The organism is Obesumbacterium proteus (genome assembly GCF_001586165.1).
Taxonomy (GTDB): Bacteria; Pseudomonadota; Gammaproteobacteria; order Enterobacterales; family Enterobacteriaceae; genus Hafnia; species Hafnia protea.
Genome location: NZ_CP014608.1, coordinates 2,925,392 through 2,951,606, shown reverse-complemented (window position 1 = coordinate 2,951,606; position 26,215 = coordinate 2,925,392). Strand labels below are relative to the sequence as shown.

27 protein-coding genes, 1 tRNA gene and 1 pseudogene are annotated in these 26,215 nt (G+C 50.0%); 17 read left to right on the top strand and 12 right to left on the bottom strand.

Translation table 11 applies throughout. The annotated features are described in order from the left end of the window. Window position 1: 1 nt before the first annotated feature. From DSM2777_RS13925 to cbiD, 8 genes are all read right to left on the bottom strand, one after another. Window positions 2–679, bottom strand: a complete 678-nt coding sequence (locus DSM2777_RS13925; protein ID WP_061554263.1) for an energy-coupling factor ABC transporter transmembrane protein — start codon at window positions 677–679, stop codon at window positions 2–4. After that, window positions 666–947, bottom strand: coding sequence for an energy-coupling factor ABC transporter substrate-binding protein (locus DSM2777_RS13920; RefSeq protein ID WP_046457922.1), 282 nt, complete (start codon window positions 945–947; stop codon window positions 666–668). Before DSM2777_RS13920 ends, DSM2777_RS13925 begins: the two co-directional genes overlap by 14 nt. After that, window positions 944–1,681 (bottom strand): cobalt ECF transporter S component CbiM, encoded by a 738-nt coding sequence (cbiM, locus tag DSM2777_RS13915; protein WP_046457923.1) that lies wholly within the window; start codon window positions 1,679–1,681, stop codon window positions 944–946. The genes DSM2777_RS13920 and cbiM overlap by 4 nt, the downstream gene beginning before the upstream one ends. Window positions 1,682–1,684: 3 nt before the next feature. Next, on the bottom strand, window positions 1,685–2,398 hold the full coding sequence (locus DSM2777_RS13910; protein ID WP_061555396.1) for a cobalt-factor II C(20)-methyltransferase: 714 nt from the start codon (window positions 2,396–2,398) through the stop codon (window positions 1,685–1,687). 166 nt (window positions 2,399–2,564) lie between these two features. Further along, entirely contained in the window at window positions 2,565–3,290 is a 726-nt protein-coding gene (locus tag DSM2777_RS13905; RefSeq protein WP_061554262.1) for a precorrin-3B C(17)-methyltransferase, read from the bottom strand. A gap of 36 nt (window positions 3,291–3,326) precedes the next feature. Then, the gene (locus DSM2777_RS13900) at window positions 3,327–4,100 is read right to left on the bottom strand and encodes a cobalt-precorrin-4 methyltransferase (RefSeq protein ID WP_061554261.1); all 774 of its coding nucleotides are present in this window, start codon (window positions 4,098–4,100) and stop codon (window positions 3,327–3,329) included. Beyond that, window positions 4,093–4,662 carry a decarboxylating cobalt-precorrin-6B (C(15))-methyltransferase gene (locus DSM2777_RS13895; protein ID WP_046457926.1) on the bottom strand — a complete coding sequence of 190 codons (570 nt, stop codon included), beginning with the start codon at window positions 4,660–4,662 and terminating at the stop codon, window positions 4,093–4,095. Before DSM2777_RS13895 ends, DSM2777_RS13900 begins: the two co-directional genes overlap by 8 nt. A gap of 22 nt (window positions 4,663–4,684) precedes the next feature. Next, window positions 4,685–5,845: a cobalt-precorrin-5B (C(1))-methyltransferase CbiD gene (gene cbiD / locus DSM2777_RS13890; protein WP_237087779.1), complete on the bottom strand. Its 1,161-nt coding sequence runs from the start codon at window positions 5,843–5,845 to the stop codon at window positions 4,685–4,687. Window positions 5,846–6,565: 720 nt separating this feature from the next. Between cbiD and cobA the strand changes: the two genes are divergently transcribed. The 10 genes from cobA to glsA all read left to right on the top strand — a co-directional run bounded on the left by cobA (window position 6,566) and on the right by glsA (window position 17,871). Then, window positions 6,566–7,348, top strand: a complete 783-nt coding sequence (gene cobA / locus DSM2777_RS13885; protein ID WP_061554259.1) for a uroporphyrinogen-III C-methyltransferase — start codon at window positions 6,566–6,568, stop codon at window positions 7,346–7,348. 41 nt (window positions 7,349–7,389) lie between these two features. Continuing rightward, a complete protein-coding gene (locus DSM2777_RS13880; protein ID WP_061554258.1) occupies window positions 7,390–8,250 on the top strand; it encodes a GHMP family kinase ATP-binding protein in 861 nt (286 codons plus the stop codon). A gap of 641 nt (window positions 8,251–8,891) precedes the next feature. Continuing rightward, window positions 8,892–9,338 carry a methylaspartate mutase subunit S gene (glmS, locus tag DSM2777_RS13875; RefSeq protein ID WP_046360770.1) on the top strand — a complete coding sequence of 149 codons (447 nt, stop codon included), beginning with the start codon at window positions 8,892–8,894 and terminating at the stop codon, window positions 9,336–9,338. Further along, window positions 9,335–10,726, top strand: a complete 1,392-nt coding sequence (gene glmL / locus DSM2777_RS13870; protein ID WP_061554257.1) for a methylaspartate mutase accessory protein GlmL — start codon at window positions 9,335–9,337, stop codon at window positions 10,724–10,726. Before glmS ends, glmL begins: the two co-directional genes overlap by 4 nt. 14 nt (window positions 10,727–10,740) lie before the next feature. After that, the gene (locus tag DSM2777_RS13865; RefSeq protein ID WP_046457931.1) at window positions 10,741–12,186 is read left to right on the top strand and encodes a methylaspartate mutase subunit E; all 1,446 of its coding nucleotides are present in this window, start codon (window positions 10,741–10,743) and stop codon (window positions 12,184–12,186) included. Next, the gene (locus DSM2777_RS13860) at window positions 12,186–13,430 is read left to right on the top strand and encodes a methylaspartate ammonia-lyase (RefSeq protein ID WP_061554256.1); all 1,245 of its coding nucleotides are present in this window, start codon (window positions 12,186–12,188) and stop codon (window positions 13,428–13,430) included. The genes DSM2777_RS13865 and DSM2777_RS13860 overlap by 1 nt, the downstream gene beginning before the upstream one ends. 1 nt (window position 13,431) lies before the next feature. Beyond that, on the top strand, window positions 13,432–14,805 hold the full coding sequence (locus DSM2777_RS13855) for an acyclic terpene utilization AtuA family protein (protein ID WP_061554255.1): 1,374 nt from the start codon (window positions 13,432–13,434) through the stop codon (window positions 14,803–14,805). Beyond that, complete coding sequence (locus DSM2777_RS13850; RefSeq protein ID WP_046457933.1) at window positions 14,802–15,119, top strand: DUF4387 domain-containing protein; 318 nt, start codon at window positions 14,802–14,804, stop codon at window positions 15,117–15,119. The genes DSM2777_RS13855 and DSM2777_RS13850 overlap by 4 nt, the downstream gene beginning before the upstream one ends. 288 nt (window positions 15,120–15,407) lie before the next feature. Beyond that, a complete protein-coding gene (locus tag DSM2777_RS13845) occupies window positions 15,408–16,724 on the top strand; it encodes a dicarboxylate/amino acid:cation symporter (protein WP_046457934.1) in 1,317 nt (438 codons plus the stop codon). 106 nt (window positions 16,725–16,830) lie between these two features. Then, entirely contained in the window at window positions 16,831–17,871 is a 1,041-nt protein-coding gene (gene glsA, locus DSM2777_RS13840) for a glutaminase A (protein WP_061554254.1), read from the top strand. An 87-nt stretch (window positions 17,872–17,958) separates the two neighbouring features. On the opposite strand, the gene DSM2777_RS13835 is transcribed toward glsA, so the two are convergent. Next, window positions 17,959–18,046: transfer RNA gene (locus DSM2777_RS13835), tRNA-Ser, on the bottom strand. Between the two features lie 271 nt (window positions 18,047–18,317). Here DSM2777_RS13835 and yccA point away from each other — a divergent pair. Then, window positions 18,318–18,980: an FtsH protease modulator YccA gene (yccA, locus tag DSM2777_RS13830; protein WP_008813056.1), complete on the top strand. Its 663-nt coding sequence runs from the start codon at window positions 18,318–18,320 to the stop codon at window positions 18,978–18,980. Between the two features lie 203 nt (window positions 18,981–19,183). Next, window positions 19,184–19,513, top strand: a complete 330-nt coding sequence (gene tusE, locus DSM2777_RS13825; protein WP_046457935.1) for a sulfurtransferase TusE — start codon at window positions 19,184–19,186, stop codon at window positions 19,511–19,513. On the opposite strand, the gene yccX is transcribed toward tusE, so the two are convergent. Then, a complete protein-coding gene (yccX, locus tag DSM2777_RS13820; RefSeq protein ID WP_061554253.1) occupies window positions 19,514–19,792 on the bottom strand; it encodes an acylphosphatase in 279 nt (92 codons plus the stop codon). 108 nt (window positions 19,793–19,900) lie between these two features. Between yccX and rlmI the strand changes: the two genes are divergently transcribed. Next, window positions 19,901–21,094: a 23S rRNA (cytosine(1962)-C(5))-methyltransferase RlmI gene (gene rlmI / locus DSM2777_RS13815; RefSeq protein WP_061554252.1), complete on the top strand. Its 1,194-nt coding sequence runs from the start codon at window positions 19,901–19,903 to the stop codon at window positions 21,092–21,094. A gap of 158 nt (window positions 21,095–21,252) precedes the next feature. Beyond that, window positions 21,253–21,573 carry a heat shock protein HspQ gene (gene hspQ, locus DSM2777_RS13810; RefSeq protein ID WP_025801019.1) on the top strand — a complete coding sequence of 107 codons (321 nt, stop codon included), beginning with the start codon at window positions 21,253–21,255 and terminating at the stop codon, window positions 21,571–21,573. A 190-nt stretch (window positions 21,574–21,763) separates the two neighbouring features. On the opposite strand, the gene DSM2777_RS13805 is transcribed toward hspQ, so the two are convergent. Beyond that, window positions 21,764–22,180, bottom strand: a complete 417-nt coding sequence (locus DSM2777_RS13805) for a CoA-binding protein (RefSeq protein WP_046457938.1) — start codon at window positions 22,178–22,180, stop codon at window positions 21,764–21,766. Between the two features lie 201 nt (window positions 22,181–22,381). Between DSM2777_RS13805 and DSM2777_RS13800 the strand changes: the two genes are divergently transcribed. Next, window positions 22,382–22,891 (top strand): YccT family protein, encoded by a 510-nt coding sequence (locus DSM2777_RS13800; RefSeq protein WP_046457939.1) that lies wholly within the window; start codon window positions 22,382–22,384, stop codon window positions 22,889–22,891. Window positions 22,892–22,995: 104 nt separating this feature from the next. Continuing rightward, a complete protein-coding gene (locus tag DSM2777_RS13795) occupies window positions 22,996–23,454 on the top strand; it encodes a methylglyoxal synthase (RefSeq protein ID WP_046457940.1) in 459 nt (152 codons plus the stop codon). Window positions 23,455–23,497: 43 nt separating this feature from the next. Here the strand turns inward: DSM2777_RS13795 and helD are convergent. Then, window positions 23,498–25,553 (bottom strand): annotated as a pseudogene (helD, locus tag DSM2777_RS13790) (DNA helicase IV). Window positions 25,554–25,763: 210 nt separating this feature from the next. Between helD and DSM2777_RS13785 the strand changes: the two are divergent. Beyond that, window positions 25,764–26,210, top strand: coding sequence for a YccF domain-containing protein (locus DSM2777_RS13785; protein WP_046457942.1), 447 nt, complete (start codon window positions 25,764–25,766; stop codon window positions 26,208–26,210). Window positions 26,211–26,215: the final 5 nt, after the last annotated feature.

Below are 26,215 nucleotides of genomic sequence, written 5' to 3'. Positions count from 1 at the left end.
CTCATAGATGAAAATCACCCTGATAAAGCTTGAGCTCAAGCGCCACAGACATTTGCTGGTAGCGGCTCAGCACGCGAGAAAACAGCATCGAAACCAGCATGGCTAACGAGCGATAGCTGTTCCCCAGCGAACAGTAGCCAAAGCGCAGCGCCTGCGCGTTGTGGATTGCCACCGCCTCTTCAACAAAGATGAAAATGAATCGCCACGTCAGCAGTATTTGCTCGATCAGCAGATGCGGTACGCGACAAAACTTCAGCAGCTTAATGAGCTGTTCAAACGGCATGTTCAGCATGAACCAAAAGGTGGCGGCCAATGATGCGAGGCTGCGCCAGAACGTTTGGTTAGCGGTCTGTATGCCTAAGGCATCGATTCCCCACCAGTAACCTGCGATGGGATATCCCCACAGCAGCGTTTCTGGGCGTTGCGTGCCCGTGAGCACAATGGCGAGTACGCCAACGCTCAGAAATCCAATCGGGATCAGCAGCCACTTGAGGTAGCGGAGCACGCTGATATGCAATAAATAGCAGGTCAGAATGGTGAGCCCACACAGCACAGCAAATTGCCCTAACGGTGGTAAAACCATCGCTAGCGTCATAAACACCACGTACATCGCGAACTTGATGCGCGGATCTTTATGACACCAGCGGCTTTGATAGCTCAGCGTTTCAAGATTCAGCATTTTCGTTGCGGCCACGACGGTAATAGCCCAAGACGTAGAAGATCACCGCCGTCCCCAGACACCCTTGTAAGGTGAAAAGCAGGCTTTCGATCTCGCCGCTGGCGGGTTCGTAAATCGACTCAAACCAAGGCTGATAGTGCGGAGCAATCTGTAAGATTTGCGCTTCGGCCTGATCGTCTGAACCGCCATATTCCCCACCGTGGTCGATAAAAAAAGGCATAACAAAGAGCGCAATCACCAACGCGATTAAGATGTATGTTCTTTTCATTGTGAGAAACTCCATGCGTGGACTAAACGTCTTTTCACCAACTGGTCATAGATAAGAACGGTTAACAGGCCTTCTGCGATGGCAATTGGTATCTGCGTGAGGCAGAAGATCCCCATAAATTTCACGATGGCCGCTGTCATACCCAGCTGTGGATCGGGGAACGCGACGCCGAGCTGTACTGAGGTCACCGCGTAGGTCACCAGATCGGCAAAGAAGGCACAGAGGAAAACCCCGACGTCTTTACGCAGCCCTGCCTTGCACGAAATTCGCCAGATGAGATATCCCACCATCGGACCAATCACCGCCATCGACATGGCGTTTGCGCCCAGCGTGGTGACTCCGCCGTGTGCCAGCATCAGCGCTTGGAACAGCAGAACAATGGCGCCCATCACGGCAACCACCGACGGGCCAAACAGGATGACAGCCAGCGCAACGCCGGTTGGATGCGAGCAGCTTCCCGTGACCGACGGAATTTTTAGCGCCGACAGCACAAAGATGAAGGCGCAGCACAACGCCAACAGGACCTTTTGGTTACTGTCTTGCTGCACAATATGGCGTAGCCGAACAATTCCAGCGCCTAAAAATGGCAGGAAGATCAGCCACCAGCCGATGGCCCACATCGGCGGTAGAAAGCCTTCCATGATGTGCATCGCAAACGCCTCTTGAGGCGCTAGAATCAACAACACCGCAATGACAAAGCCGGTGAGTGAAAATTTCTCTAAGCTCTTTTGCATGACTTACCTCGAAGCATTCCAATTTTTATTCACTAAAATGGTTGAAAAATAAGGCAGTTCGAGCTGTCTGTCGCACTCATCAAGGTGATACCAGCACTGCTGGGTGGGCAACGTGGCATCAGACATCATGATGGCGTGGTCGAGTAACCCCATTCGCCCGAGTAAAGAACGTATCGTTGCGAAACGCCCATACACCTTCATCAGCACCGCGCAGTCATGGGTGCGTAAAGCCTGTTCCAGCTCGCTTTCTGGCGACGTGCACGACAGCACGGTCAGCGTTTGATTTTCCATCGCCAGCGGCATCGCGCTGCTGGCGGCAATCGCGGCGAAGGACGTCACACCGGGAATAATTTCCAGCCACGGTTGATGGCCGATGCGCGCCAGCAGTGATACCCAAGTACTAAACAGCATGGCGTCGCCCAGCGTGATGAAACCAACCTGTTTGCCCTGCGCCACTTCGCGTTGCATGGCGTCTGCCACCCGATCCCAAACGGCTTCTTTTCGCGCCTGTTCAGCCTTCATCAAGAAGTGATAGGTGCGTATTTCGGTGTTTGGGGAGAGGTACTCGGCAACGATGCGGTGCGCTAAACTCTGCGCATCGGCTTTCCCTGCCGGGGTGTAAAGCACATCGAGCTGTGCCAACGTTCGTGCGCCGCGAACGGTGATCAGATCGCTGGCGCCGGGTCCAACGCCGATGGCGTATAGCTTGCCGCTCATAACGCCACCGCCGCACAGCTGTTGCTCAGCGACGCTCGCAGGTGTGGGTGTGCGATTGGGTGCTGATATGTTTCGGCGCAGCGATACCACACCACAGATATTGGTTTCATGGAAAATGTCCTTGATTAGCAGGTGGTTACTCATTTTCGTCACAGCCCGTATCGCGCTAAATCACGTACCCGCGTGGCGTAATCATCAAACCATCACTCAGATAGGTTGATTGATTGCCAACGATCACCAGACTGGTCATATCCACCTGTGAGAAATCCATTTGGCTAAAGGTGGTGACCCACTTTTCCTGTTTTTTCCGTCCTGCCGCCTTAACAACTCCCACCGGCGTAGTTTCCGCTTTCCAAGGCGTCATCAGCTCAAAAGCCTTGGCAAGATGCCCCTCACGTCCGCGACTGCGTGGGTTATAGAAACAGATGACAAAATCGGCCTGCGCTGCGGCGATAATGCGTTTCTCAATCACCGTCCACGGCGTCAGCAAATCACTGAGGCTGATGTGACAAAAATCATGCATCAACGGTGCTCCGAGCAGCGCCGCACTGGCAATGCTGGCCGTGATGCCGGAAACCACGCGCACTTGGACATTGCGGCGTTGCTTGCTGACCAGTTCCAAAATCAACCCCGCCATGCCGTAAATACCGGCATCACCGCTGCATACCATGGCAACATTTTTTCCCTGCTCGGCAAGATCGATGGCTATCTGGCAGCGTTCGATCTCTTTGCACATGCCGGTTTTGATCACCTCTTTGTCGGCAGTCCATTTTTTGACTAAATGGGTGTAGGTTTTGTACCCCACCACGATATCGGCCTCTTGCAAGGCGGCGATGGCCTCTTGGGTCATCATGGCTTCGCTGCCGGGGCCTATCCCTATTACGCTCAACATGCGGTTGTTACTCCTGTCATCATGGGGATCATGCTGTTAAGCCTGACGATATTCGTGGCTGAAATCGGCGTCGTAGAGTTTTGAATAGTGGAACTGGTCACCGAGAAAAGCGCCGACCAATATGAGCGCCGTTTTGCCAATCCCTGCGTGAGTCACCTTCTCTGAGATATCGGCCAGCGTGCCGCGCACGGTTTGGCTGTCTGGCCAAGTGGCTTTGTAGACCACCGCCACCGGCGTATCAAGGGGATAACCTCCGGCAAACAGCTGGCTCACCACCCCGCTGATGTTTTGCACGGACAGGAAAATGGCCATCGACGTTTGATGACGCGCAAAGGCCTGTAACGTTTCTTTCGGCGGCATCGGTGTGCGCCCTTCGATGCGCGTGATAATCAGGCTTTGTGCGATCTCAGGAACGGTATATTCCACGCCAAGCTGAGCGGCTGCGCCCAAGAATGAGCTGACGCCCGGCACTGAGACAAAGCCGACACCGTGTTGACTGAGCACTTCTCCCTGTTCGCGAATGGAGCCGTACAAAGAGAGATCGCCGGTCTGTAAACGAACCACCAGTTTTCCGTCGTTAACGCCCGCCAGCATCAGCTGGGTTATCTGTTCTAAGGTGAGCCCCGCGCTGTCGTGGCATTGTGCGTCTGCTGGGCAATATTCCAACAGTTCGGTATTGATCAGAGAACCGGCATAAATCACCACCTGAGCCTGTTGCAAAAGTCGGTAGCCTTTTAGAGTTATCAGCGATTTATCACCGGGTCCGGCACCAACAAACCACACTTTTTGGGTATCAAAACGTTCAGGCACAGCCCTTCTCCTTGCGGCAAGAAATGAGGTAAGAGAAATTATTCGGTTTGAAATAGTGGCCCTGCCCCAGCGGCGTGAGCGTATTCACCTGGATCTCACAGCAATCAAGGTCTACGACCGAGCACTGCTGCAAATACGCGAGGGTCTGGGAGAGGTTTTCTAATAAAATGAAGCTCATCACTAAACGGCCATCCGGCGTTAACCGCTCCAGCGCCCAGTCAATCAGCTCTCGCAGCATTCCGCCGCTGCCGCCAATGAAAACGGCATCAACCCTCTCGTTTAATGCCATGGGCGCAGTACCAGCCAAAATGCGCAGATTGCCGCAGCCAAAGCGTTGGCTGTTATTCGCAATCAGATCGAGTGCATCCACGTTACGTTCAATGGCGATGACGTCGAGATCGGGGTAACGCAGCGCGGCTTCTAAACTGATGCTGCCGGTTCCCGCGCCCACATCAACAAAGCGCTGAGCCTTATCCAGAGCCAACCTTTCTAAGGCGAGTAATCTCACCGCCTCTTTTGTCATTGGCACACCGCACTCGCGCTTAAATAATTCGTCTTTCATCAACACCACTCCTCGTGTGATCTCATGCCGTAACACCTGATGGGGAAAGCCGAGTGAAGTCCGCCAAAATGTCATTGATGGGGCGATTGGCGCCGAGAAAATGGTTATCCAAGGAAAATAAGACGGCGTCGCATACCGGCCGGTTATGGGAAAACCGCAACATCTCATTGATGCGCTGACAGATTTTTTTGGCTATTAATTCAAAAACGGATTGCCAGCCACGCTCAATAATCAGGTCGATAGCGGTCTCTGTAGTGGTGCACTGCTCCACCGCATACAGCATTTCAAACGGCGCACCGAGCAATGCCAGATTGGCAATCAGCACTTCCCGTTGGCAATCCGCAACGTGGCTATGGGTATGAAAAATACCGGCGGCAATTTTGACCAGTTTTCCTGCATCGCCGACCAGAACCACATGACGAAAGCCGAGCCGCACGCACTCTTGCAGCATGTAGCCAACAAAGTTGCTCATCGCCGCCGCGTGATCTGCACTGATGCTCAGGTTTTCTTCAACCAAGCGTTCTTCATCGCTGCTCAGCGTTAAACTGTTGCCGGGAGCTAAAATGATTTGCTCTAAGCCCAGCGTTCGCTTTGTTTCCAGCTCAATCGCCAAGGCGCGTTTCCAGCTCTCCGCCGACATCGGATTAACGCTATCACGCGTGCCGATAATGGAAATTCCACCTTCGATCCCCAAACGTGCGTTGTAGGTTTTGCACGCGCGTTTTTCTCCTTCTGGAGCAAAAATGACAACATCGGCACCGCGAGCAGAGCCAATAACGTCACGAACCGCTGATTCAATCGCTTGGCGCGATGTTTTATGCATGGCGGCGGTTCCTACATGTAGCCCTAACCCTGCGCGAGTGATGCGTCCAATCCCTTCACCGCCGTCAATCGTAATAACACCGCTGTTGTTCAAACTGACTCGTGCATAGATCAGCATGTTGTGAGTGGCATCAATATCATTACCACCGTTGGTGCATATGGCCGCGGTGGCCTGCTGTCCTTCGATCAGCGGGTGCTCGACCGGTAAAAACAGCGTGATGCCAGCCGAGGTGGTAAGCGAAATCTGTTCAATAATCTGCTGGCGCAGGATCATTAAAGCTGCGATGCGTGCCGCCGCCGTTGCGCATGACCCGGTGGTGTAACCCTTGCGCACGTTTTTTCGCTTATGCCACTCCATCATTGAATACCCTCGGCTTATCACGGTGAACAAACACCACTGGCTCATTTATAGGCTTTGTGTTTCTCACATTTGATTTCGAAAAATTAGCTGCAAAATTTTGGGTTTACGCGCTCGGTTTATTGCGCAAAAACGCACGTATTCGATTGACGATGTAAATAAAAGATGACAACCGTGGTCGTATTTAAAAAATACGCGACCATACGCTAGTAATTTTACAGCGCAATATATTAGAAACAGAATTTACTGCATATTCATCGTTATCAAACTCTCGATAGTTAAAATACACACTTTCATATTACCAAACATAGCAATTCGTTTTTTTTGTGACCAGCATCTTAATAATAATTAAAGTTCATTAATCAACACAAAAAATCAAAATTTATAAAACAAAAACATAGCCAAGAACATTGCAGATTTAAATACCTCATTTTCAAAGTAATTACTTTACTCATAAGAATTCAAAAATTAAATGAAACCTAAATAAATTAGCTATAAACTTCAATGAGATATAAACAAACTGCGAGAACATCAAATAATATAAAGAGATCATTCCGTAAAATGATTAAATATTGCGAGCGGCGTCAAACATATATTTTTCCGAGTCATTAATAATAGCGTCGCATCTGAAAGACCCATGAGAATTTATATAATTATATATAGCGTGGTTATTTTCATTACCCAAAACTTCAGTCATAAGTTTTAGCCATAAAGGTTTGCCTAATGAGGAAAGGAAAAGTTTTACTAGTTGGCGCTGGACCAGGAGATGCATCGCTCATCACAGTTAAAGGATTAATTGCTATTCGAGAGGCTCAGGTTATTGTTCACGATCGTCTCGTTAATCTTGATCTGATTGCGCAGGCTGCACCAAATTGTCAAATTATTAACGTTGGGAAAAAACCTAACAATCATCCGGTTCCTCAAGAGAACATTAATCAAATCCTCATTGATCATGCCTTAATGGGAAAAAACGTTGTTCGCCTCAAAGGGGGTGATCCGTATGTATTTGGTCGCGGCGGCGAGGAAGCCGAGAGCCTCGCTCAGTGTGGCATCCCCTTCGAAATTATTCCGGGGATCAGCTCAGCGATTGGCGGATTAGCCTATGCGGGTATTCCCGTTACGCACCGTGATTACGCCTCCAGTTTTCACGTGGTGACAGGCCATATGTGCCAAGGCAACGAACCGCAAAATTGGCAGGCTTTGGCACAGCTGGAAGGCACGTTGATTGTGCTTATGGGTATGACCCGACAAGAGGAGATCTGCCAGCTGTTGATCGATGCGGGTAAATCCCCCGATACGCCTGCGGCGGCTGTGATGTATGCCAGCCAGCAGAAACAGCAGATGGCGAAAGGCACTTTAACCACGCTTAAGGATGAAATTCAGCGTAAGAATCTACACGCGCCTGCGCTGTTGGTCATTGGCCAAGTGGTCAATCTCAGCGAAATGCTGTCATTTGCTTCCAGTCAGGTTGATATCAGCCAAGAGTTGTTGCTGCAGGCGATATAGCCAAGGGAAGACGTTTAAACATCGGCATTAAGGTGTGATTTATGGCTGAAGCATCCTGTCCGGCCTCATGTGGTGAACTGCTACAGGGATGGATGGAGGGAGGAGAAAAGCTGATCTCCTGCCCTATCAACTGGTATAGCACCGTTTACGTGAATGAAGGGAAACCGAGCCCACACGAGCGCCCGCGAATGCGACAAATGCTTTTGCAGGTGTTGTCCTATTTCGGTGAATCCCCACGGCTTGCCGAAAGTATGCGCATTGAGTTTGACTCAACCATTCCGGTAGCCAAAGGCCTAGCCAGCAGCACCGCGGATATTGCCGCCACGGCAGTGGCTACCGCGCGTTTGCTTAACCACGCGCTGAGCGCCGAACAGCTGGCCGCGCTTTGCGTGGCCATCGAGCCTACGGACAGCACCATCTTTAAAAACCTAACGCTTTTTGACCATCAGACGGCGCAAACCCAGCGGCATTTCCTGTGGCTGCCCACGCTGGATATTGTGCTATTAGAAAGCCCGCAGCGCATTATCACCGAAGAGTTTCACCGCAGAGATCGCCGGTCGCTGTTACTTAATCAGGCACAGAATTTAGAAAATGCCCTGATTCAATTTCACCTTGCGAACCATCGCCGCTGTTACTACCGCCTGGGTGAAGCGACTACCCTTAGCGCGATCGCCAGTGAGGCTTTATTGCCCAAGCCCGAGTTTAACCGCCTGCGCGATCTGGTCGAACACTGGGGGATTTATGGTTTGAATGTCGCCCACAGCGGAAGCGTCGTTGGCCTGCTCTGCGATCGGCGTAAGCATGATATCGACAAAATCGTCAGTGCATTGCAGGAGCGAAAAATAGCAGAAAGCTATCCGAAAATTCATATCGTAAAAACCGTTGCCGGTGGCGTTCATTAGCGACGATTCCTAAATAATACCTTAACGCACCTCAATTATTTACAAGATAAAATAGACTATTGAGATGATATTTAAACTCGTTATTCATTTCGCACTAATTGTCACTCAGTATAGCTGAGTGAATATTTCAACGCGTCGCATCGATGTTAGATGAATTTATTTATTCATCAGCAGTGAGTTTATTCTTAGATTGTTCTCTCTCTTCTTTTTTAATTTATAAAAATATCCAATAACTATGACAAGGGTCACATTTCAATAAACACTAAGTAGATCACAAATTAGAGAATAATTTATCAAGCTGGTGGGTTTTATTTATTTTAATTAAAAACAAAACCACTGTAACAACATGTTTGTTAACGATTTTTTTGACATTAAGTTATTTTCATACAATAAGTTATTTATTTTTCAAGAACTCCTGACGAGATATCAATTGTGTTTAATCAGCGCAAAAAGCACATTGAGATGAACAAATATTCAGCGATATTTTTACATTTTTATCGTCGCGTTATCGCCAACACTTTATATGCAGCATGTCACAAAAATAACCTCTGGTTGGTTTTAGTCATGATTCTGATCATGGCATTAACTTTCCAGTCACCAAGCTAAATATGGACCGTTATCTAAATAGAGGGCTTATTAACATGCAAAATCCAACAATTGTTATTGGCGTCATCGGTGCTGATTGCCATGCTGTTGGTAACAAAGTATTAGATCGCGTATTCACCATGCACGATTTCAACGTCATTAATCTCGGCGTAATGGTTAGCCAAGATGAATACATTGACGCAGCCATTGAAACCGGCGCACAGGCTATCGTCGTTTCCTCTATTTATGGGCACGGTGAAGTGGACTGCATTGGCATGCGGGAAAACTGCATTGAGCGCGGCATCGGCGACATTCTGCTCTACGTGGGCGGCAATTTGGTTATCGGCAAACATGATTTTTGCGACATCGAAGCCAAGTTCAAAGGCATGGGCTTTAACCGAGTCTTCGCACCCGATACGGATCTCGAGCTGGTCTGCTCGCTGATGAGAAAAGACATTGAGCCCGTAATGCAAAACGAGCGCGTGGCAGAGGGCGTGCAATGATCAACGTCTCTATCGACATCGGCTCCACCTGGACGAAAGGAGCAGTGTTCGAGGTGGGAGATAATGACCATATTGAAGTCAAGAACTGCGCATTATCCCCAACAACACCGCACCATCTGGCTGAAGGATTTTTTACCGTTCTGAATAAAATCCTCAACGTTGATGATGCTCGTCCTCTCTTGGCATCGGGAAAAATCAAACTTGATTATTCCTCGTCAGCCAAAGGTGGGCTAGCCGTTGCTGCCATCGGTCTGGTGCCCAGCATCACGCTAGAATCGGCGAAGGTCACGGCGCATTCTGCCGGAGCAAAGGTTTCGCAGCATTTTGCTTATAACCTGAACAAAGCGGATCTGCGCGCTTTAGAAGCCACGCCGCCCGATATTTTGCTGTTTACCGGAGGCACCGACGGCGGTGACTGTTCCCATGGTTTAGCCAACGCCAAGCTGTTGGCCAAATCTAATCTCGACTGCGCCATTATTTATGCGGGTAATCGCGACCTACAAGATGAGGTTCAAGATCTGCTCGGCGATAAAGATTTAACCATCGTCGATAACGTTTTGCCGAGTCTGGATAACCCGAGCCCGTTGGGTGCTCGCAGCGCTATTTGCGATATTTTCCTGCATAAAATTGTGAAGGGAAAAGGCTTAGACGTCATTGTTGAGCAAACTGGTGAAGAACCGTTGCCGACCCCCTACTCCGTGTTCGAGCTGGTGGAGCAAATCCGCCGCCATGTCGTGGGATGGGAAACCTTCATGCTTATCGATATGGGGGGCGCCACGACAGATATTTACTCGGCTAACCAGAACAGTCTGGCACCAGACACCGTGATGCATGGATTACCTGAACCCATCGTCAAACGCACGGTGGAGGGCGATCTGGGGATGCGCGTGTCGGCTATCACGGCGGGTGAAACCGGAGCACCGCTGATTGCGCATTATTTTTCTCATCAAGAAAGCAAAATTGCGGCCTTTCATCACTACCTAAAACATCTGGTGGCGCATCCAGGGTATCTGCCGCGCACCGATGAAGAACGCGTCTTTGATCAACTGCTGGCGGGGATCTGCGTGGGTTACGCCGCTGAACGCCACGCGGGTAAAAAAGTACAGGTTTGCACCTGCGCCGGAAATGTCGACCTCCAAGTGGGCCGAGATCTCAATCCGATTAGAAAAGTGATCGGCACCGGCGGCTGGCTATCACGCGCCAATGATTTCGATATTCACCACTGGTTGAAATATCACGATCTGGACGATGACGGCAAACAAGTGCTGCTGCCAAGTCAGTTTGAATATTACCGAGATACACAGGGTTTACTTCCGCTACTCGCCAATGTCGCTCGCCGCTTTCCTAAAGCTGCCGCTCAGACTAGCGTTCAAATTTTGAACAAATAGAAATTGGAGTCATGATGGAACTTCGAAACAAAAAAATTACGTTAGACGATTTTATGACCGAGCGTGCCGGTGTTTTACAAACCTGGCATACCGGAAAGGATGTTGAGAAATTTGAGGACTGCGTCAAATATCAGCAAACGATCCCTGAATCAAAAAACTTCGCCAAGGCGCTGTTTGAAGCCGATAGCCAAGGTATTACGCTCAGCCAGCCACGTGCGGGAGTGGCGTTAATTGAAGAGCATATTGCGCTGCTTAAAACGCTGCAAAAAGACTGCGATCTGCTGCCAACCACCATTGATGCCTATACCCGTCTGAATCGTTATGAAGAAGCCGCCATCGGCATTCAGAAATCCATTGAAGCAGGAACCTCGAAGCTTAACGGTCTGCCGGTCGTTAACCACGGAGTAAAAGCCTGCCGCGGCATTACCGAATCGCTCGACAAGCCGCTACAGATCCGTCACGGCACGCCCGACGCTCGCCTGTTAGCCGAGATCGCCATGGCCAGCGGATTTACCAGCTACGAAGGCGGCGGCATTTCCTACAACATTCCCTATGCGAAACGCGTGACGCTCGAAAAATCCATCCGGGATTGGCAGTACTGTGACCGCTTGATCGGCGTGTATGAAGAGCACGGTATTCGGATCAACCGCGAGCCGTTCGGCCCACTGACCGGCACGCTGATCCCGCCGTTTGTTTCCCATGCGGTGGCCATCATTGAAGGTCTGCTCGCGCTGGAGCAAGGCGTTCGCTCTATTACCGTCGGCTACGGTCAGGTTGGCAATATCGTGCAAGACATTGCCGCCATTAAGTCGCTGCGCGATCTGTCTCATGAATATTTCCGTGCTAACGGCTATGAAAACTATGAGCTGAGCACCGTTTTCCATCAGTGGATGGGCGGTTTCCCTGAAGATGAGTCCCGCGCATTCGCGGTTATCTCTTGGGGCGCAGCGGTTGCTGGAATGGCTGGTGCCACCAAGGTGATTACTAAGAGCCCGCACGAGGCCTATGGCATCCCAACCGCGGAGGCCAATGGTCAAGGGTTACGCGCCTCGAATCAAATGCTGAACATGGTTCGCGATCAGAAATTCCCGCCGTGCCTAGAAGTCGATCGCGAAGTGGAGCTGATTAAGCGTGAAGTACGCGCCGTGATGAACAAAGTGCTGGAGTTGGGCAACGGTGACATCGCGATCGGCACGGTACGCGCCTTTGAAGCCGGTGTACTCGATGTGCCGTTTGCGCCAGCAACCTGTAACTCAGGAAAAATGCTGCCGATCCGCGACAACAACGGGGCAATCCGCGTATTCGATCCGGGTTCTGTGCCGCTGCCTAGTGATGTCTTGACGCTGCACCACGATTTTGTTGCCGAACGCGCCAAGGAAGAAGGCCGCGAGCCCTCTTTCCAAATGATCATTGATGATATTAACGCTGTATCCCATAGCAAATTAATAGGAAGACCATAATGAAAATCAAACACGCACTCTTCACCGCTGGTAATTCATCCTTCTATTTTGACGATCAGCAGGCGATTAAAAATGGCGCTCAGTTAGATGGGTTTATCTATAAAGGGAAGCCGGTCACGCCAGGGTTTACCTCGATTCGTCAGGCCGGTGAATGCGTTTCTATCCAATTAATTTTAGAAAACGGCGCGGTGGCCGTGGGTGACTGCGCGGCGGTGCAATACTCTGGCGCAGGCGGTCGCGATCCGCTGTTTGTGGCGGCGAATTTTGTTCCTTTCTTGGAAAAACACATTAAGCCGCTGCTTGAAGGCCGCAGCGTGGATGAGTTTTTGCTTAACGCCCGTTTCTTCGACGAAGTCACCATTGAAGGCAAACAGCTGCATACGGCGATCCGCTACGGTCTGTCACAGGCGTTGCTGGACGCAACCGCGTTAGCCACCGGACGTTTAAAAGCCGAAGTGGTCTGTGACGAATGGCATCTGCCGGTTATCGCTGAATCTATCCCTCTGTTTGGCCAAAGCGGTGACGATCGCTACATCGCCGTCGACAAAATGATTGTGAAAGGCGTCGATGTGCTGCCACACGGCTTGATTAACAACGTCGATGAAAAACTGGGCCGTAACGGTGAGAAGCTGCGCGAGTATGTGAGCTGGCTGGCAAAACGCATTGCCGATCTACGCGTCGATCCTAACTATAAACCGAACCTGCATATTGACGTTTACGGCACCATCGGTCTGATTTTTGATAAAGATCCGATCCGCTGCGCGGAATATATCGCCAGTCTGCAAGAACAAGCGGGCGATCTGGAACTGTACATTGAAGGTCCGGTTGATGCCGGTAATAAACCCGATCAGATCCGCCTGTTAACCGAGATCACCCATCATCTCAAAAAGCTGGGTTCTAAGGTCAAAATCGTCGCCGACGAATGGTGCAATACCTATCAAGACATCATCGATTTTACCGACGCAGGCAGCTGCCATATGGTTCAGATTAAAACGCCGGATCTGGGCAGTATCCATAACATCGTCGACGCCGTTCTTTACTGCAATAAAAAAGGCATGGAAGCGTATCAGGGCGGTACCTGTAACGAAACCGACGTTAGCGCCCGCACCTGCGTGCACGTTGCCATCGCCTCACGTCCAATGCGCATGCTGATCAAGCCGGGTATGGGCTTTGATGAAGGGATGAATATCGCGTTTAACGAGATGTCTCGTACTCTCGCTCAGTTGAATGCAAAGGCGAACTAACATGTCTAAAACGTTTAAGATCTTGTCGCCAACCGCCATTCTGGGATACGGGTTTCCAGAAGAAAGCTTCATGTTGGCGATGGAGGAATCTCCCGATTTGATCGCCGTTGATGCGGGTTCTTCCGATCCGGGCCCGCATTATCTCGGCGCAGGCAAAGCCTTCACCGACCGCGCAGGGGTCAAGCGTGATTTGCGCTATATGATCACTGCCGGTGTTCAGCACAATATTCCGGTGGTGATTGGTACCGCCGGAGGTTCCGGTGCCGCGCCGCATCTGGAGTGGTGTCGCCAAATCATTCTTGAGATAGCCAAAGAGGAAGCGCTCGAATTTACCATGGCGGTGATCCCTGCCGACGTGGATAAGGCGGTCGTTCACGCTGCGCTGGACGCGGGAAAAATTACCGCGCTGGATTTTGTTCCTGAACTGACCCACGAAGCCATCGATGCAACCACTTATATCGTGGCGCAAATGGGTATCGAACCGTTCCAAGAAGCGCTGGCGGCGGGTGCTCAGGTGGTGTTAGGTGGCCGAGCCTACGATCCCGCCTGCTTTGCGGCTCTGCCGATCATGCAGGGATTCGACGAAGGTTTGGCGCTGCACTGCGGCAAAATACTGGAGTGTGCGGCCATTGCGGCCACGCCGGGGTCAGGTTCTGATTGCGCGATGGGCATTCTGGACGAAAGCGGTTTTACCCTGAAAGCATTCAACAAAAAGCGTCAGTTTACTGAGACATCTGCGGCAGCGCATACGCTCTATGAGAAATCTGACCCTTATTTCTTGCCGGGCCCAGGTGGTGTGCTGAATCTGAAAGCCTGTCAGTTTAAGGATGCCGGAAATGGCCAAGTCCGTGTGACCGGTTCGGTGCATGAAGAAACGCCTTACACCGTGAAACTGGAAGGCGCTCGCCCAGTGGGCTACCGTACGCTCAGTATTGCAGGGACGCGCGATCCGATCATGATTGCCAACATTGACGATATCTTGGTGGAAGTGCGTCAGAGCGTAGAGAAGAACTTGAGCATCGCACCTGATGCCGTGAAGCTGAATTTCCATCTTTATGGCAAAAATGGCGTGATGGGTGAAATGGAGCCTGAGGCGGATACCACCTCTTATGAACTGGGGATTTTACTCGACGTCGTTGCGCCAACTCAGGCGATGGCCGACAGTATTTGCTCTCTTGCCCGCTCTACCCTGTTGCATTATGGCTATAACGGTCGAATTGCAACCGCGGGTAATTTGGCATTCCCATTCTCTCCGTCGGATATTAAAGGCGGCGTGGTGTATGAATTCTCCATTTATCATTTAATGGAATATACCCCAGAGATTAAATTTAAGTTCCGTTTAGAAAACGTGACGCCTGAAGGAGCGATCGCATGAAACAATCAATTCTAGATTTGGCTCATGTGGTCAGATCTAAAAATGCGGGTCCTTATGAATTAGTATTGGATATTTTATTTAAGGATAAAAAAATATATTCCCACATCAAAGAATCAGGACAATTTAAAAAAGAGCTGATTGCTCAGATTTATAAAATAGATCCAAAATCAGTTCACCGCATCGTGTGGTTCGACCCCGCGAACGCCGTTAAAGTCGTGATGCCTCGTGGCATTGTGTCTGGCTCGGTGGGCGATACCGATGTTTATGGCGCTCAGCAGCACGCGCCGCTGTTAAAACTCGAATTCGCTGTTTAGTTTTTTAAATATCAACATGAAATACACGGTGCAAAACGCTCCGTCGTTCGCTGTGCTTTGCACCGTTCTAACCTGAAAGTACTGTTTTTCTTTACGGCATTTTTAGCACCATCACTTTACGACACAACTTTGCCTATAACTTGGTAATGATGACTTGGCAATAAAGAGGAAGTATTTAATACACAAACATGCCGTGGGTAAAAATTTCATTCAATGAAGCACAACATCAGCTCCGTTATTCAATAACGTTAGAGAAATGATACTACCCTACTTATAAATGGAATCATTATGAAATCGAAAAACCTAACCACAATGATCATATTGGGTCTGATAATAGGTGTTATTGCTGGTTTTTTAATAAACGAGTTCTGTAGCCAAGAATTCGCTAAGTCTTACGCCTCCGAGATCTCTATTTTTACTGATATTTTCCTGCGTTTAATCAAAATGATTATTGCTCCGTTAATCATTTCAACGCTGGTGGTCGGGATCGCGAAAATGGGCGATGCCAAAACCTTAGGACGTGTTTTTTCTAAGACTCTATTTTTGTTCATCTGCGCCGCGTTCATCTCCATTTTACTGGGTCTGGTTGTGGTGAATCTGTTAAGACCTGGCGATGGTATCAACTTTGTCGCAGCGGGCGCAGGTGCCGTTGACGGCATTGAGCCAGTACCGTTCTCGGCCAAAGTGTTCATTGCTCACGCGATCCCAACCAGCATCGTTGACGCGATGGCGCGTAATGAAATTCTACAGATCGTGGTGTTCTCTATCTTTATGGGGATCAGCCTTTCCGCCATCGGCGATAAAGCCAAGCCAATCGTATCCGTGCTGGATTCGCTAGCGCATTTGATGCTGAAACTCACCGGCTACGTGATGCTTTTCGCGCCTCTGACGGTCTTTGCCGCCATCTCCGCGATGATCTCTGAGCGTGGTCTTGGAGTGTTAGTGAGCGCCGGGATCTTCATGGGCGAGTTTTACTTCACGCTGGCAGGCCTGTGGGTGATCCTGATTGGCTGTTCAGTATTGCTGATTGGCCGCTGTACCCTGCGACTGATCAAAGGTATTTCTGAGCCTGCCCTGCTGGCGTTCACCACCTCAAGTTCCGAGGCCGCCTTCCCGGGTACGTTAGAAGCGTTGGAAAAATTTGGCGTCAGCAACAAAATTGCCAGCTTCGTCTTGCCGATTGGGTATTCGTTTAACCTTGTTGGTTCAATGGCCTACTGTTCGTTTGCCGTTATCTTTATTGCGCAAGCCTGCAATATCCATCTGGGTATGGGCGAGCAAATTACCATGCTGCTGATCTTAATGCTGACATCCAAAGGCATGGCAGGTGTTCCAAGAGCCTCGCTGGTGGTTATCGCTGCCACGCTGAGCCAGTTTAATATTCCTGAAGCGGGCTTGATTCTGCTGATGGGCGTCGATCCTTTCCTTGATATGGGCCGTTCAGCCACTAACGTGATGAGTAATGCCGTGGGTGCTGCGCTGGTGGGCCGTTGGGAAGGTGAACATTACGGTGAAGGCTGCCGCGGAACCGCGAGGAGCCTCGACAGCATGGTGGATGATAACGAACCTTCAGAGCAATTCATTATTGAAGCTGAAGCTAAATAACATTCCCGTTGCCACCATCACTATCTGTAGGGAGACATGCCGCGGTGCATGTTTCCCTTTTCCTGCCTTACCGCCTCACAGCAGTTCATCACGCTAGGAAACTGATATGAAGACGCTTATAAAAACGACCGTTCTGGTCAATACCAAGTTTGTCGCGGCCCTGTTTGTTGCCGCGTGTTTGATGGGAAATAGCTACGCCAAAACGGCACCGAGTCCTGAATCGTCAACCACTGACTATTCAGCCATCGTGCAAAATGCCTACACGCAATTTAAGAATGATAAACGCGGAGATGTGGCGGATTACATTCCCGCCTTGGCGAAGTATAGCCCTGATAATTACGCTATCGTCATCGCCACCGTTGATGGGAAAATATTTTCCGCTGGCAATAAAGATGCTCTTTTCCCCCTCGAATCGCTCACCAAGGTCTTTACTCTGGCGCTGGTGATGGAGCAACAAGGGCAAAAACAGACGCTGAATAAGCTGGGTGCGAATGCCACTGGACTTCCCTTTAATTCAGGCTTAGCCGTTGAGCTGCGCCCAGAGCGTCCGCAGAATCCGCTGGTGAATGCGGGTGCCATTAGCTCGGTGAGTTTGCTTAACGCCAAGACCCCTGACGCAAAATGGCAACAGATTATCGGTAATCTGAATGCCTTTGCCGACAACCAACTGCACGTTAACCAAGAAGTTTATCAGTCTGAATCAGAAACCAATCAGCATAATCAGGCTCTCGCCTTGCTGATGCAGTCATACGGTCGGCTGTATAGCAATCCGCGTGAAGCCGTGGATCTTTATACCCGCCAATGTTCCGTAGATGCCTCCACCCTCGACTTAGCGAAAATGGGCGCGACGATTGCTAATCATGGCCAATCACCTTATAGCGGTAAACGTCTGATCGCTGAAGAGAACGTGCCAAAGATTCTGGCTGAAATGGCGATTGCGGGACTATACGACGGTTCAGGCCAATGGCTGTATAACGTGGGGATCCCAGCTAAAAGTGGCGTTGGCGGTGGAATTTTTGCCGTTGTGCCGGGGAAATATGCGGTTGCGGTCTATTCACCGCCGCTGGATAAAGAAGGAAACAGCGTGCGTGCTCAGGAAGCCATTGAGTACATCGCCCATGCCACACAGGCGAATGTATTTCGCTAAGGGGATTTCCCTCGTGAGATAACACATTTGGGGTTGGCAAAATACCAAAGCAAAAAGGCCACGCTTAAAAGCGTGGCCTTCGAATTTTGGCGGAGGAGTAGAGATTCGAACTCTAGGAGCTGTTACACTCGACGGTTTTCAAGACCGCTGCCTTAAACCACTCAGCCACTCCTCCGCAACGGGACGAACTATAACGGCACACGAATTTCTTGTAAAGCACGAGAATGATCGAATGCCGATAAAATCACCAATTATTAGTTTGTTTGTTTTATTTTTCAGCGTACTGATGAAAACATCAACGTTATCGCACCTTTCTGTTAGATAGTTTCCCTCGGTAATCAAAGTAAAGAAGGGTAAAACGCCTTTCGTGTATGCGCTGTCCTCTCTATTATTTTGCTCTAGATCAATAATTTTCCGATCGATTCATTACACAAGAGAAAAATTCTATGGACCGTATTGTTGTTTCCAGCTCATCTTCGCGCGACTCTCTGCTGAGCACGCATAAAGTGTTGCGCAATACTTATTTTCTGCTGGCACTGACGCTGGCGTTCTCCGCATTAACCGCCACGGCTAGCACGGTGCTGATGTTGCCTGCTCCGGGTCTGCTGTTGATGCTGGTTGGTTTCTATGGCCTGATGTTCTTAACCTATCGTTTAGCCGATCGCCCTGCCGGTATTTTGGCGGTGTTCGCGCTGACTGGGTTCATGGGGTATACCCTTGGCCCGATTTTAAGTTCCTTTATCGCAAGCGGTGCAGGCGATCTGATTATGCTGGCGCTGGGTGGTACGGCGGCGGTGTTCTTCTGCTGCTCGGCCTACGTGCTGACTACGCGCAAAGATATGTCATTCCTGTCCGGAATGATGATGGCAGGTTTTGTTATTTTACTGGTTGCCGTGATTGCTAATCTGTTCTTACAGATCCCTGCGCTGTCGCTGGCAATCAGTGCGCTGTTTATCCTGTTCTCTACGGGTGCCATCCTGTGGGAAACCAGCAACATTATTCATGGCGGCGAAACCAACTACATCCGCGCCACCGTTGGCCTGTATGTGTCCCTGTATAACCTGTTCATCAGCCTGTTGAGCATTTTGGGTTTCGCACGCAGTAACTAATTCAGCCCAGCTGAATATGTAGAACGGTTTTACCCAACAACATGTTTTACCCAATAAAATGTGCCCCGCCAAAAGCGGGGCTTTCTTGTTTCTGCACGGTAGGTTTAAACGCTGCTTCTCCCCTCTCAGGTTGCTCATTTTGCTGCACTGCCGCTCCTTGAGTTACAATAGCCGCTGATTTGTCGATAAGAGATACATTCCCAATGTTAGAATTTGCTGGCCGCCAGATTGAGACGGATGCGCAGGGTTACTTACTGAACAGTAGCGATTGGAGCGAAGAGCTGGTGCCTTTGCTGGCGATGGAAGAAGGTATTGAGCTGAGCGAAGCCCACTGGGAAGTGGTGCGTTTTGTACGTGAGTTCTATATGGAGTTCAATACGTCACCGGCCATTCGCATGCTGGTAAAAGCCATGACTCAAAAGTATGGCGAAGAGAAAGGAAATAGCCGCTATTTATATCGCCTATTTCCTAAGGGCCCAGCAAAACAAGCCACCAAGCTTGCGGGTTTGCCGAAACCGGTGAAATGCATTTAATCAGTATTTGATTTTAAACTGGCTGAAATTCTGTAGCGGACGCGGTTCTGTGAGTACCTGATCGACTCGGGCACCGCGTGGACCGCCCTGCTTTATCCACTCAATCAGCTGCTCTACCGCGTCAGCCTCACCTTCTACCACCACTTCCACTCGTCCATCATTCATGTTGTAGGCGTAACCAGTGAGATTGAGCGCCCGTGCCTGACGCTGCGTGTTATAGCGAAAGCCCACGCCCTGCACGCTGCCTGCGACATACGCCGCCATACTGACTTTTGACATATTGCCTCCCTAAGCTCCGAATGATTTGGGTATTTGCTTTTCTTGTCCCATAACCGGACAATGTCGCACCTTATTTGTCTGATTCATCATTGATCATAGAAAACTAACATGACCGCACGTTTATTTCTTGCCAAAGGACGCGAAAAGTCCTTACTCCGCCGCCATCCATGGGTATTCTCCGGTGCAGTGACCCGCGTTGAGGGTAATGCTGCTTCAGGTGAAACCATCGACGTTTGCGATTTTCAGGGAAAATGGCTGGCCCGCGCCGCTTTTTCACCTCAGTCTCAAATCCGTGCGCGTGTTTGGACATTTGATCAGCAGGAAGCCGTGGATCGTGACTTTTTCATCAATCGCCTGCAAACCGCTCAGCAATGGCGCACATGGCTGGCCGAGCGCGATGATTTAACAGGTTATCGTCTGATCGCCGGTGAGTCTGATGGCATGCCGGGCATTACCATCGACCGATTCCAAAATTTCATCGTCCTGCAATTGCTTTCAGCAGGCGCAGAATACCAGCGTGCTAATCTGTTAGCCGCGCTGCAGCATTGCTATCCAGAGTGTTCTATCTACGATCGTTCAGACGTTGCGGTGCGTAAAAAAGAAGGTTTACCGCTGGCACAAGGTTTAGTGCTGGGCGATGAACCACCAGCCTTACTGCCTATCCGTGAACACGGCATGCAGATTTTGGTTGATATTAAAGAAGGCCATAAAACTGGCTTTTACCTCGATCAGCGCGATAGCCGACTCGCGGCGCGTCGTTTTTCAGCCAACGCCAAAGTGCTGAACTGTTTCTCTTACACCGGCGCATTCGCAGTATCTGCACTAATGGGCGGCTGTGAGCACGTGATCAGCGTAGATACTTCACAGGCGGCATTAGACGTGGCGCGCCAAAACGTCGAGCTCAACCAGCTAGATTTGAGTATGGCTGAGTTCGTCCGTGACGACGTTTTCCAACTGCTGCGCAAATACCGCGATGAAGGCCGTAAATTTGACCTTATCATCATGGACCCGCCGAAGTTTGTCGAAAACAAAAGTCAGCTGGCGGGCGCATGCCGTGGCTATAAAGATATCAATATGTTGGCGATGAACTTGCTGAACAGCGGCGGCATCTTGCTGAGCTTCTCTTGTTCAGGACTCATGCCAATAGAATTGTTCCAGAAAATTTTAGCCGATGCCGCCATAGATGCTGGACGTGATGTACAATTTATAGAGCAGTACCGTCAGGCAGCCGACCATCCGGTTATCGCGTCTTACCCTGAAGGTCTGTATCTGAAAGGCTTTGCTTGTCGTGTAGTCGGTTAATCAAAAAGCGATTGTCGCTGCCATGAACGGTTTCAGGCAGTGGCAAATACCATGGATAAGGTTGAAACGTTCGTCTCCGCCCACATATTTATAGGTAAACCCTGTTGGTGCGACCCGCAATAACAGGGGAAAGAGCAACGGTTTCTCAGGAGGTCATTATGATTACCAGCAAATTTGGCATCGGACAGCAGGTACGCCACAAACTGTTAGGCTCATTGGGCGTGGTGGTAGATATTGACCCTGAATATTCACTCGAAGTCGCACCCGACGCCGACGAGCTAGCCGCAAATGAACATTTGCGTCATATGCCGTGGTATCACGTTGTGATGGAGAATGATGATGGTGAAGCGGTGCATACCTATTTGGCTGAAGCGCAGCTTGATGGTGAAAACAGCGATGCCCATCCTGAACAGCCTTCTATGGATGATTTGGCCGAATCAATCCGCCACCAGTTGCAGGCACCACGGCTGAGAAACTAACGTTCTGAATTCTTTTATTTAAAAGCCCAGAATTCTATAACATCGTTCATTAAAAGCTCGAGATACACGGGTCTACCACACCGCGGGGCGCTACGGCGGCTTACGCCGCTACGACCCCATCGGTGTGCTCCCCCTAAAATCGAGCTGAAGTAAACGCTGTTACAGTATTCTGGGCTTTTTTGTCTATGTTTTACGCCTTTTCTAATCCAAAGCGCGGGATATCAATTTTAGGGCAGCGATCCATCACAACCTGTAATCCGGCCTCTGTTGCCAGTTTTTCAGCCTGTTCATTGATGACGCCAAGCTGGAGCCACAGCACCTTCGCGTTAACCGCAATAGCCTCCTCCGCTACGCCGTAAGCCGCCTCTGAATTTCTAAATACATCAACCATATCAATTGGGTGCGGAATTTCAGCCAAGGTGGCATACACTTTTTGGCCTAGCAGGTCTTGCCCTGCCAATTTAGGGCTGACGGGCGTGACTTGATAGCCTTGTTCAAGCAGATAGGCCATCACCCCATAACTTGCGCGATGTGGCTTATCGCTCGCACCGACTAACGCTATGTGCTTTACCTGTTGCAGAATGGATTTAATCTGTTGTTCGGTCATGCTGGCTCCATAAGTGGCAAATACAAAGAGTGCGCGAAACGGTTCATTCTTATCACTTTGCTTAGCCTAAGTGAGTCGTGGTTGTGGGTATATTTGATATTCATCGGCTAACATGTAAGTAAGTATTAATAACAAAATACTTTGACACACCATGCTGGCTACTGAACAATGTCCTTCGCACAGTCTATAGTTGAGGGTTTCATGAGATATCGCGTTTTACAGACAGGTGCGTTGCTATTTTTGCTCAGCCAGTCCGTTTTTGCTACTACCTTAAAGTTTAGCTCAGAAGTCGAACTTCTGGCCGTCGATGGTCAGCCGTTGCCGAGTGCCCTATTTAAAAGCGCCGATAGCCTAGAGCTCAACGGCGGTGTTCATCAAATATTGTTCCGCGTCGAGAAAATGGTTCCTCCTGCGGGCCAGCACCAGCAAATGTTTACCTCGGTACCTTTAGTGGTGGTATTTGATGTACGAGACTACACCTCAATCAGCATCAAAATTCCCAAGCTGCTTAACGAGCATGACGTTCGCGCGTTTGAGAAAAGCCTCAGCTTCGATTTGTTGAATAACCGGGGTAATCCGGTGGAATACAAATCTGATGTTTTGCATATCAGCCAGCCGCTGTTAGCAAACTATGAACAGGCGATGGAGCGCTATAACCTCTCCGACGCCTCAGCCGCTCTGCCTGCATTGGTTAAAAAAACACAAAAATGATGAATTAATCATCAGGCAGCCTATTTTTTTGCGTCTAGTCTGATTATGGTCAGCAACCTTATTGTATTGTGTGTGAATTCATATGATTGGCTAAAGGTCTAGACATGGAACTCACCACTCGCACTATTGCTAAGAAAAAACACATCGCGCTTGTTGCTCACGATCACTGCAAACAGGCGCTGCTGAGCTGGGTGCAGGCGAACCGCGATCAGCTGGCTGAGCATCAGCTTTCTGCTACCGGCACCACGGGTAATCTTATCCAGCGTGCAACCGGCATCCCTGTGAACAGCATGCTAAGTGGCCCAATGGGCGGCGATCAGCAGGTGGGTTCTCTGATTTCAGAAGGAAAAATCGATATGCTGATTTTCTTCTGGGATCCTCTCAATGCGGTTCCGCACGATCCCGACGTCAAAGCGTTGCTGCGCTTGGCGACGGTTTGGAATATTCCCGTCGCTAATAACCGTTCTACGGCCGATTTCCTGATTAGTTCTCCGATGTTCAAAGAAGAAGTCGAGATCGCGATCCCCGACTATCAGCGCTACTTAGCTGAGCGTTTGAAGTAAATCTGGGAAAAGAGGCAAAAATGGGGACTGAAGTCCCCATTTTTTATGGCTTGCGCTGTACCGCTGCGCCCAGTCGTTTGAGCTGGTCAACAAACACCGACGGTTTATCGACATCCTGCATCAACCATACCTGATGGCGCGCTCGCGTTAGCGCGACATAAAGCAGCCTGCGTTCCTCAGCGTCTGGGAAGTCTTCGCTCTGTGGCAATAGAACCTGTTCGATAACCGATTCCCCCGTGGTGGCTGGGAAGCCATCTTTGCCCTCTTGTAAGCCTAAAATAATCACATAGTCAGCCTGCTGTCCTTTGCTGGCGTGAATAGTCGTGAATTCAATGTTGAGTTTAGGCCAACGAGTGGCGGCTTTATCTAAAACATCCGGTTTAAGGTAGCGGTAACGCGCCAGAATCAGGATGCGCTCTTCAGGTTTTACGTAGCCGCTGAGCTTGTTTAGCAAATCTTCCAATCGTTCTTGCGGCAGGATCGTCACCGCTTTCTTCGGCCCTTCAGACAGGCTATTTAGCGCTTTACGTAGCTGGTGGGGGTTTTGCTGGATAAAACCGTTGGCGATCTCGCCAAGCCTGCGGTTAAAGCGATACGTGGTATCAAGCTCGCGCCGATCGCTGTCGCCAAAATGCTGGGTAAACGCGGTGGTAAGCGTAAGTTCTGCGCCGCTGAAACGATAGATAGCCTGCCAATCATCTCCGACGGCAAACAGGTTTGTGCGTGAGTTTTGCTTACGCAGTGCCTCAAGCAGCTTCGCACGCTGCGGCGAGATATCCTGAAACTCATCGACCAGAATGTGCTTCCACGGGCTAATAAATCGCCCTTTATCCAGCACGGCGATCGCCTGCTGTATCAGCCCAGGGAAATCTACTGCACCTTCCTCTTTTAGTGCCGCTTTCCAAGCTTTGAGCAACGGAGCCATTAGGCGAATGCGCTTTTGGAATAAATCACGAATCTCTTCCGGCGCATCTTCAATCATCTGAGCCTGCGAGCCGCCATGCTCACGCATTAGCCCTACCCAACGTTCCAGTTTAAGGGCTAAGCGCATCGCGAGCTTTTTTGTCTTGCCAGTAGTTTTCCTCTTCGACCCGCCAATCCAGATCTTCGGTTAACCATTGGCGCCAGCCCTTAGCCTGCGCTTTTTTCGCCGCACACTCTTGCTGCCACGTTTTCACCAACAGCTTTTGCCGAGCCTGAGCATCGCCTTCAAGCTTACTGATATTGATCGTTTTCTTGCCGCTGTGATTGATAATTTGCAGCGCTAACGCATGGAAGGTTTTGGCCTGAATATCTGCCGTATGCAACCGCTCTTTGATACGATCGTTCATCTCCTCTGCGGCTTTACGCCCAAAGGCGAGCAGCAGGATCTGTTCTGGCATGGCTTCTTTGCGCAGCAATAGCCATCCGGCGCGCGCCACCAGCACGGATGTTTTTCCGCTACCGGCGCCAGCGAGCACCAGAACGCCGTTTTCACCGTTCACCACGGCCTGAGCCTGAGAAGAATTCAACGGCTGGCTTTCTACCTGCTCAAAGAACTCGGCGTGCTCTGACAGCATGCGCGTGGTCCATTGCTGATTACGTTCATCAACCATTTTTAGACCGTAGTTCAGCCACTTAAGGCAATAGCGGTAGCGTTCACGACAGCTATCAAACTCTTCAAGGCGCTGCTGCGGCAAAGGGATGGCTTCGAAACAGCCCTTAATCATGGTGCAAATATCAGTGAGTTCGCTGCGCTTGAGCCAGCGGTCTTGCTGATTAAGCTGTTCCAGCTCGGTGACCTGTGCAGAAAGCACGTCGGCGCTGATTTGCGCCATTTCATCGCTCCACGCCTGCCAGCTTTGCTGTAGGTGGTGATAAAAACGCTGCGTCTCTTGCCAGTCGGTGCCGTGCAAACGCACCACTTTGGCTTCAGGCAGTTCAAACTCGAGTTCGCCCCACACAATGCCTCGTTTGCAATGAATAGCGACCAACTGGTTAAACGGAATAAGGTACTCATGGCGATCGCCGCTCACCTCAACGCCCGCATTCAGCAATCTGACACGGTTATAAGGATGCTGAGCCAGATGTTGGCCCATTTTGGTTGCTCTCAGTTCCATTGTTTCGCCACTGTATTTTCGTTCTTCAGTATCACTATAGTTTACCTGTGTTCCAGTAACATACCTAGAACCTGCGTTATGGGACTTATCTTTATGAATTTTCCCTCTTTTACGCTGTGGGTATAGCAGATGAATATCAGAGAAAGCCAAAACAAGGTAAACTGCGCGGTAAAATGTGTATTGTTAATAATGCTATTTAGGTAAAGATCTATGAGAACTGTACTTAATATTCTTAATTTTGTTCTGGGTGGTTTTTTCACGACTTTGGGGTGGTTATTAGCAACGGCAGTCAGCGTTGTTTTAATTTTCACGCTGCCCTTAACCCGCTCATGCTGGGAAATCACCAAACTTTCTCTGCTGCCGTTTGGTAATGAAGCCGTTCATGTGGATGACTTATATCCAGACCGCAAAAACGCGCTGCTTTCTACCGGTGGAACCTTGCTGAATATTGTCTGGTTTATTCTCTTCGGCTGGTGGCTGTGCTTGTCGCATATTGCCGCGGGTATCGTGCAGTGCGTCACTATCATTGGAATTCCAGTTGGCATTGCCAACTTTAAAATTGCTGCTATTGCATTATGGCCAGTGGGTCGCCGTGTCGTGCCCGTTGAAGTCGCGCAGCAGATGCGTATCGCCAATGCGAGTCGTCGTTTTAAATAAAGGGT

Excerpts from the sequence above, each read along its gene's own strand:
- DSM2777_RS13880 (WP_061554258.1), top strand. The coding sequence starts at position 7,390 with ATGGCTGAAGCATCCTGTCCGGCCTCATGTGGTGAACTGCTACAGGGA.
- glsA (WP_061554254.1), top strand. The coding sequence starts at position 16,831 with ATGAAGACGCTTATAAAAACGACCGTTCTGGTCAATACCAAGTTTGTC.
- DSM2777_RS13850 (WP_046457933.1), top strand. The coding sequence starts at position 14,802 with ATGAAACAATCAATTCTAGATTTGGCTCATGTGGTCAGATCTAAAAAT.
- cbiD (WP_237087779.1), bottom strand. The coding sequence starts at position 5,845 with ATGATGGAGTGGCATAAGCGAAAAAACGTGCGCAAGGGTTACACCACC.
- DSM2777_RS13910 (WP_061555396.1), bottom strand. The coding sequence starts at position 2,398 with ATGAGCGGCAAGCTATACGCCATCGGCGTTGGACCCGGCGCCAGCGAT.
- DSM2777_RS13785 (WP_046457942.1), top strand. The coding sequence starts at position 25,764 with ATGAGAACTGTACTTAATATTCTTAATTTTGTTCTGGGTGGTTTTTTC.
- DSM2777_RS13865 (WP_046457931.1), top strand. The coding sequence starts at position 10,741 with ATGGAACTTCGAAACAAAAAAATTACGTTAGACGATTTTATGACCGAG.
- hspQ (WP_025801019.1), top strand. The coding sequence starts at position 21,253 with ATGATTACCAGCAAATTTGGCATCGGACAGCAGGTACGCCACAAACTG.
- cbiM (WP_046457923.1), bottom strand. The coding sequence starts at position 1,681 with ATGCAAAAGAGCTTAGAGAAATTTTCACTCACCGGCTTTGTCATTGCG.
- tusE (WP_046457935.1), top strand. The coding sequence starts at position 19,184 with ATGTTAGAATTTGCTGGCCGCCAGATTGAGACGGATGCGCAGGGTTAC.
- DSM2777_RS13905 (WP_061554262.1), bottom strand. The coding sequence starts at position 3,290 with ATGTTGAGCGTAATAGGGATAGGCCCCGGCAGCGAAGCCATGATGACC.
- DSM2777_RS13800 (WP_046457939.1), top strand. The coding sequence starts at position 22,382 with ATGAGATATCGCGTTTTACAGACAGGTGCGTTGCTATTTTTGCTCAGC.
- DSM2777_RS13925 (WP_061554263.1), bottom strand. The coding sequence starts at position 679 with ATGCTGAATCTTGAAACGCTGAGCTATCAAAGCCGCTGGTGTCATAAA.
- DSM2777_RS13860 (WP_061554256.1), top strand. The coding sequence starts at position 12,186 with ATGAAAATCAAACACGCACTCTTCACCGCTGGTAATTCATCCTTCTAT.
- yccA (WP_008813056.1), top strand. The coding sequence starts at position 18,318 with ATGGACCGTATTGTTGTTTCCAGCTCATCTTCGCGCGACTCTCTGCTG.
- DSM2777_RS13795 (WP_046457940.1), top strand. The coding sequence starts at position 22,996 with ATGGAACTCACCACTCGCACTATTGCTAAGAAAAAACACATCGCGCTT.
- glmS (WP_046360770.1), top strand. The coding sequence starts at position 8,892 with ATGCAAAATCCAACAATTGTTATTGGCGTCATCGGTGCTGATTGCCAT.
- yccX (WP_061554253.1), bottom strand. The coding sequence starts at position 19,792 with ATGTCAAAAGTCAGTATGGCGGCGTATGTCGCAGGCAGCGTGCAGGGC.
- glmL (WP_061554257.1), top strand. The coding sequence starts at position 9,335 with ATGATCAACGTCTCTATCGACATCGGCTCCACCTGGACGAAAGGAGCA.
- cobA (WP_061554259.1), top strand. The coding sequence starts at position 6,566 with ATGAGGAAAGGAAAAGTTTTACTAGTTGGCGCTGGACCAGGAGATGCA.
- DSM2777_RS13895 (WP_046457926.1), bottom strand. The coding sequence starts at position 4,662 with ATGAAAGACGAATTATTTAAGCGCGAGTGCGGTGTGCCAATGACAAAA.
- DSM2777_RS13845 (WP_046457934.1), top strand. The coding sequence starts at position 15,408 with ATGAAATCGAAAAACCTAACCACAATGATCATATTGGGTCTGATAATA.
- DSM2777_RS13855 (WP_061554255.1), top strand. The coding sequence starts at position 13,432 with ATGTCTAAAACGTTTAAGATCTTGTCGCCAACCGCCATTCTGGGATAC.
- rlmI (WP_061554252.1), top strand. The coding sequence starts at position 19,901 with ATGACCGCACGTTTATTTCTTGCCAAAGGACGCGAAAAGTCCTTACTC.
- DSM2777_RS13920 (WP_046457922.1), bottom strand. The coding sequence starts at position 947 with ATGAAAAGAACATACATCTTAATCGCGTTGGTGATTGCGCTCTTTGTT.
- DSM2777_RS13805 (WP_046457938.1), bottom strand. The coding sequence starts at position 22,180 with ATGACCGAACAACAGATTAAATCCATTCTGCAACAGGTAAAGCACATA.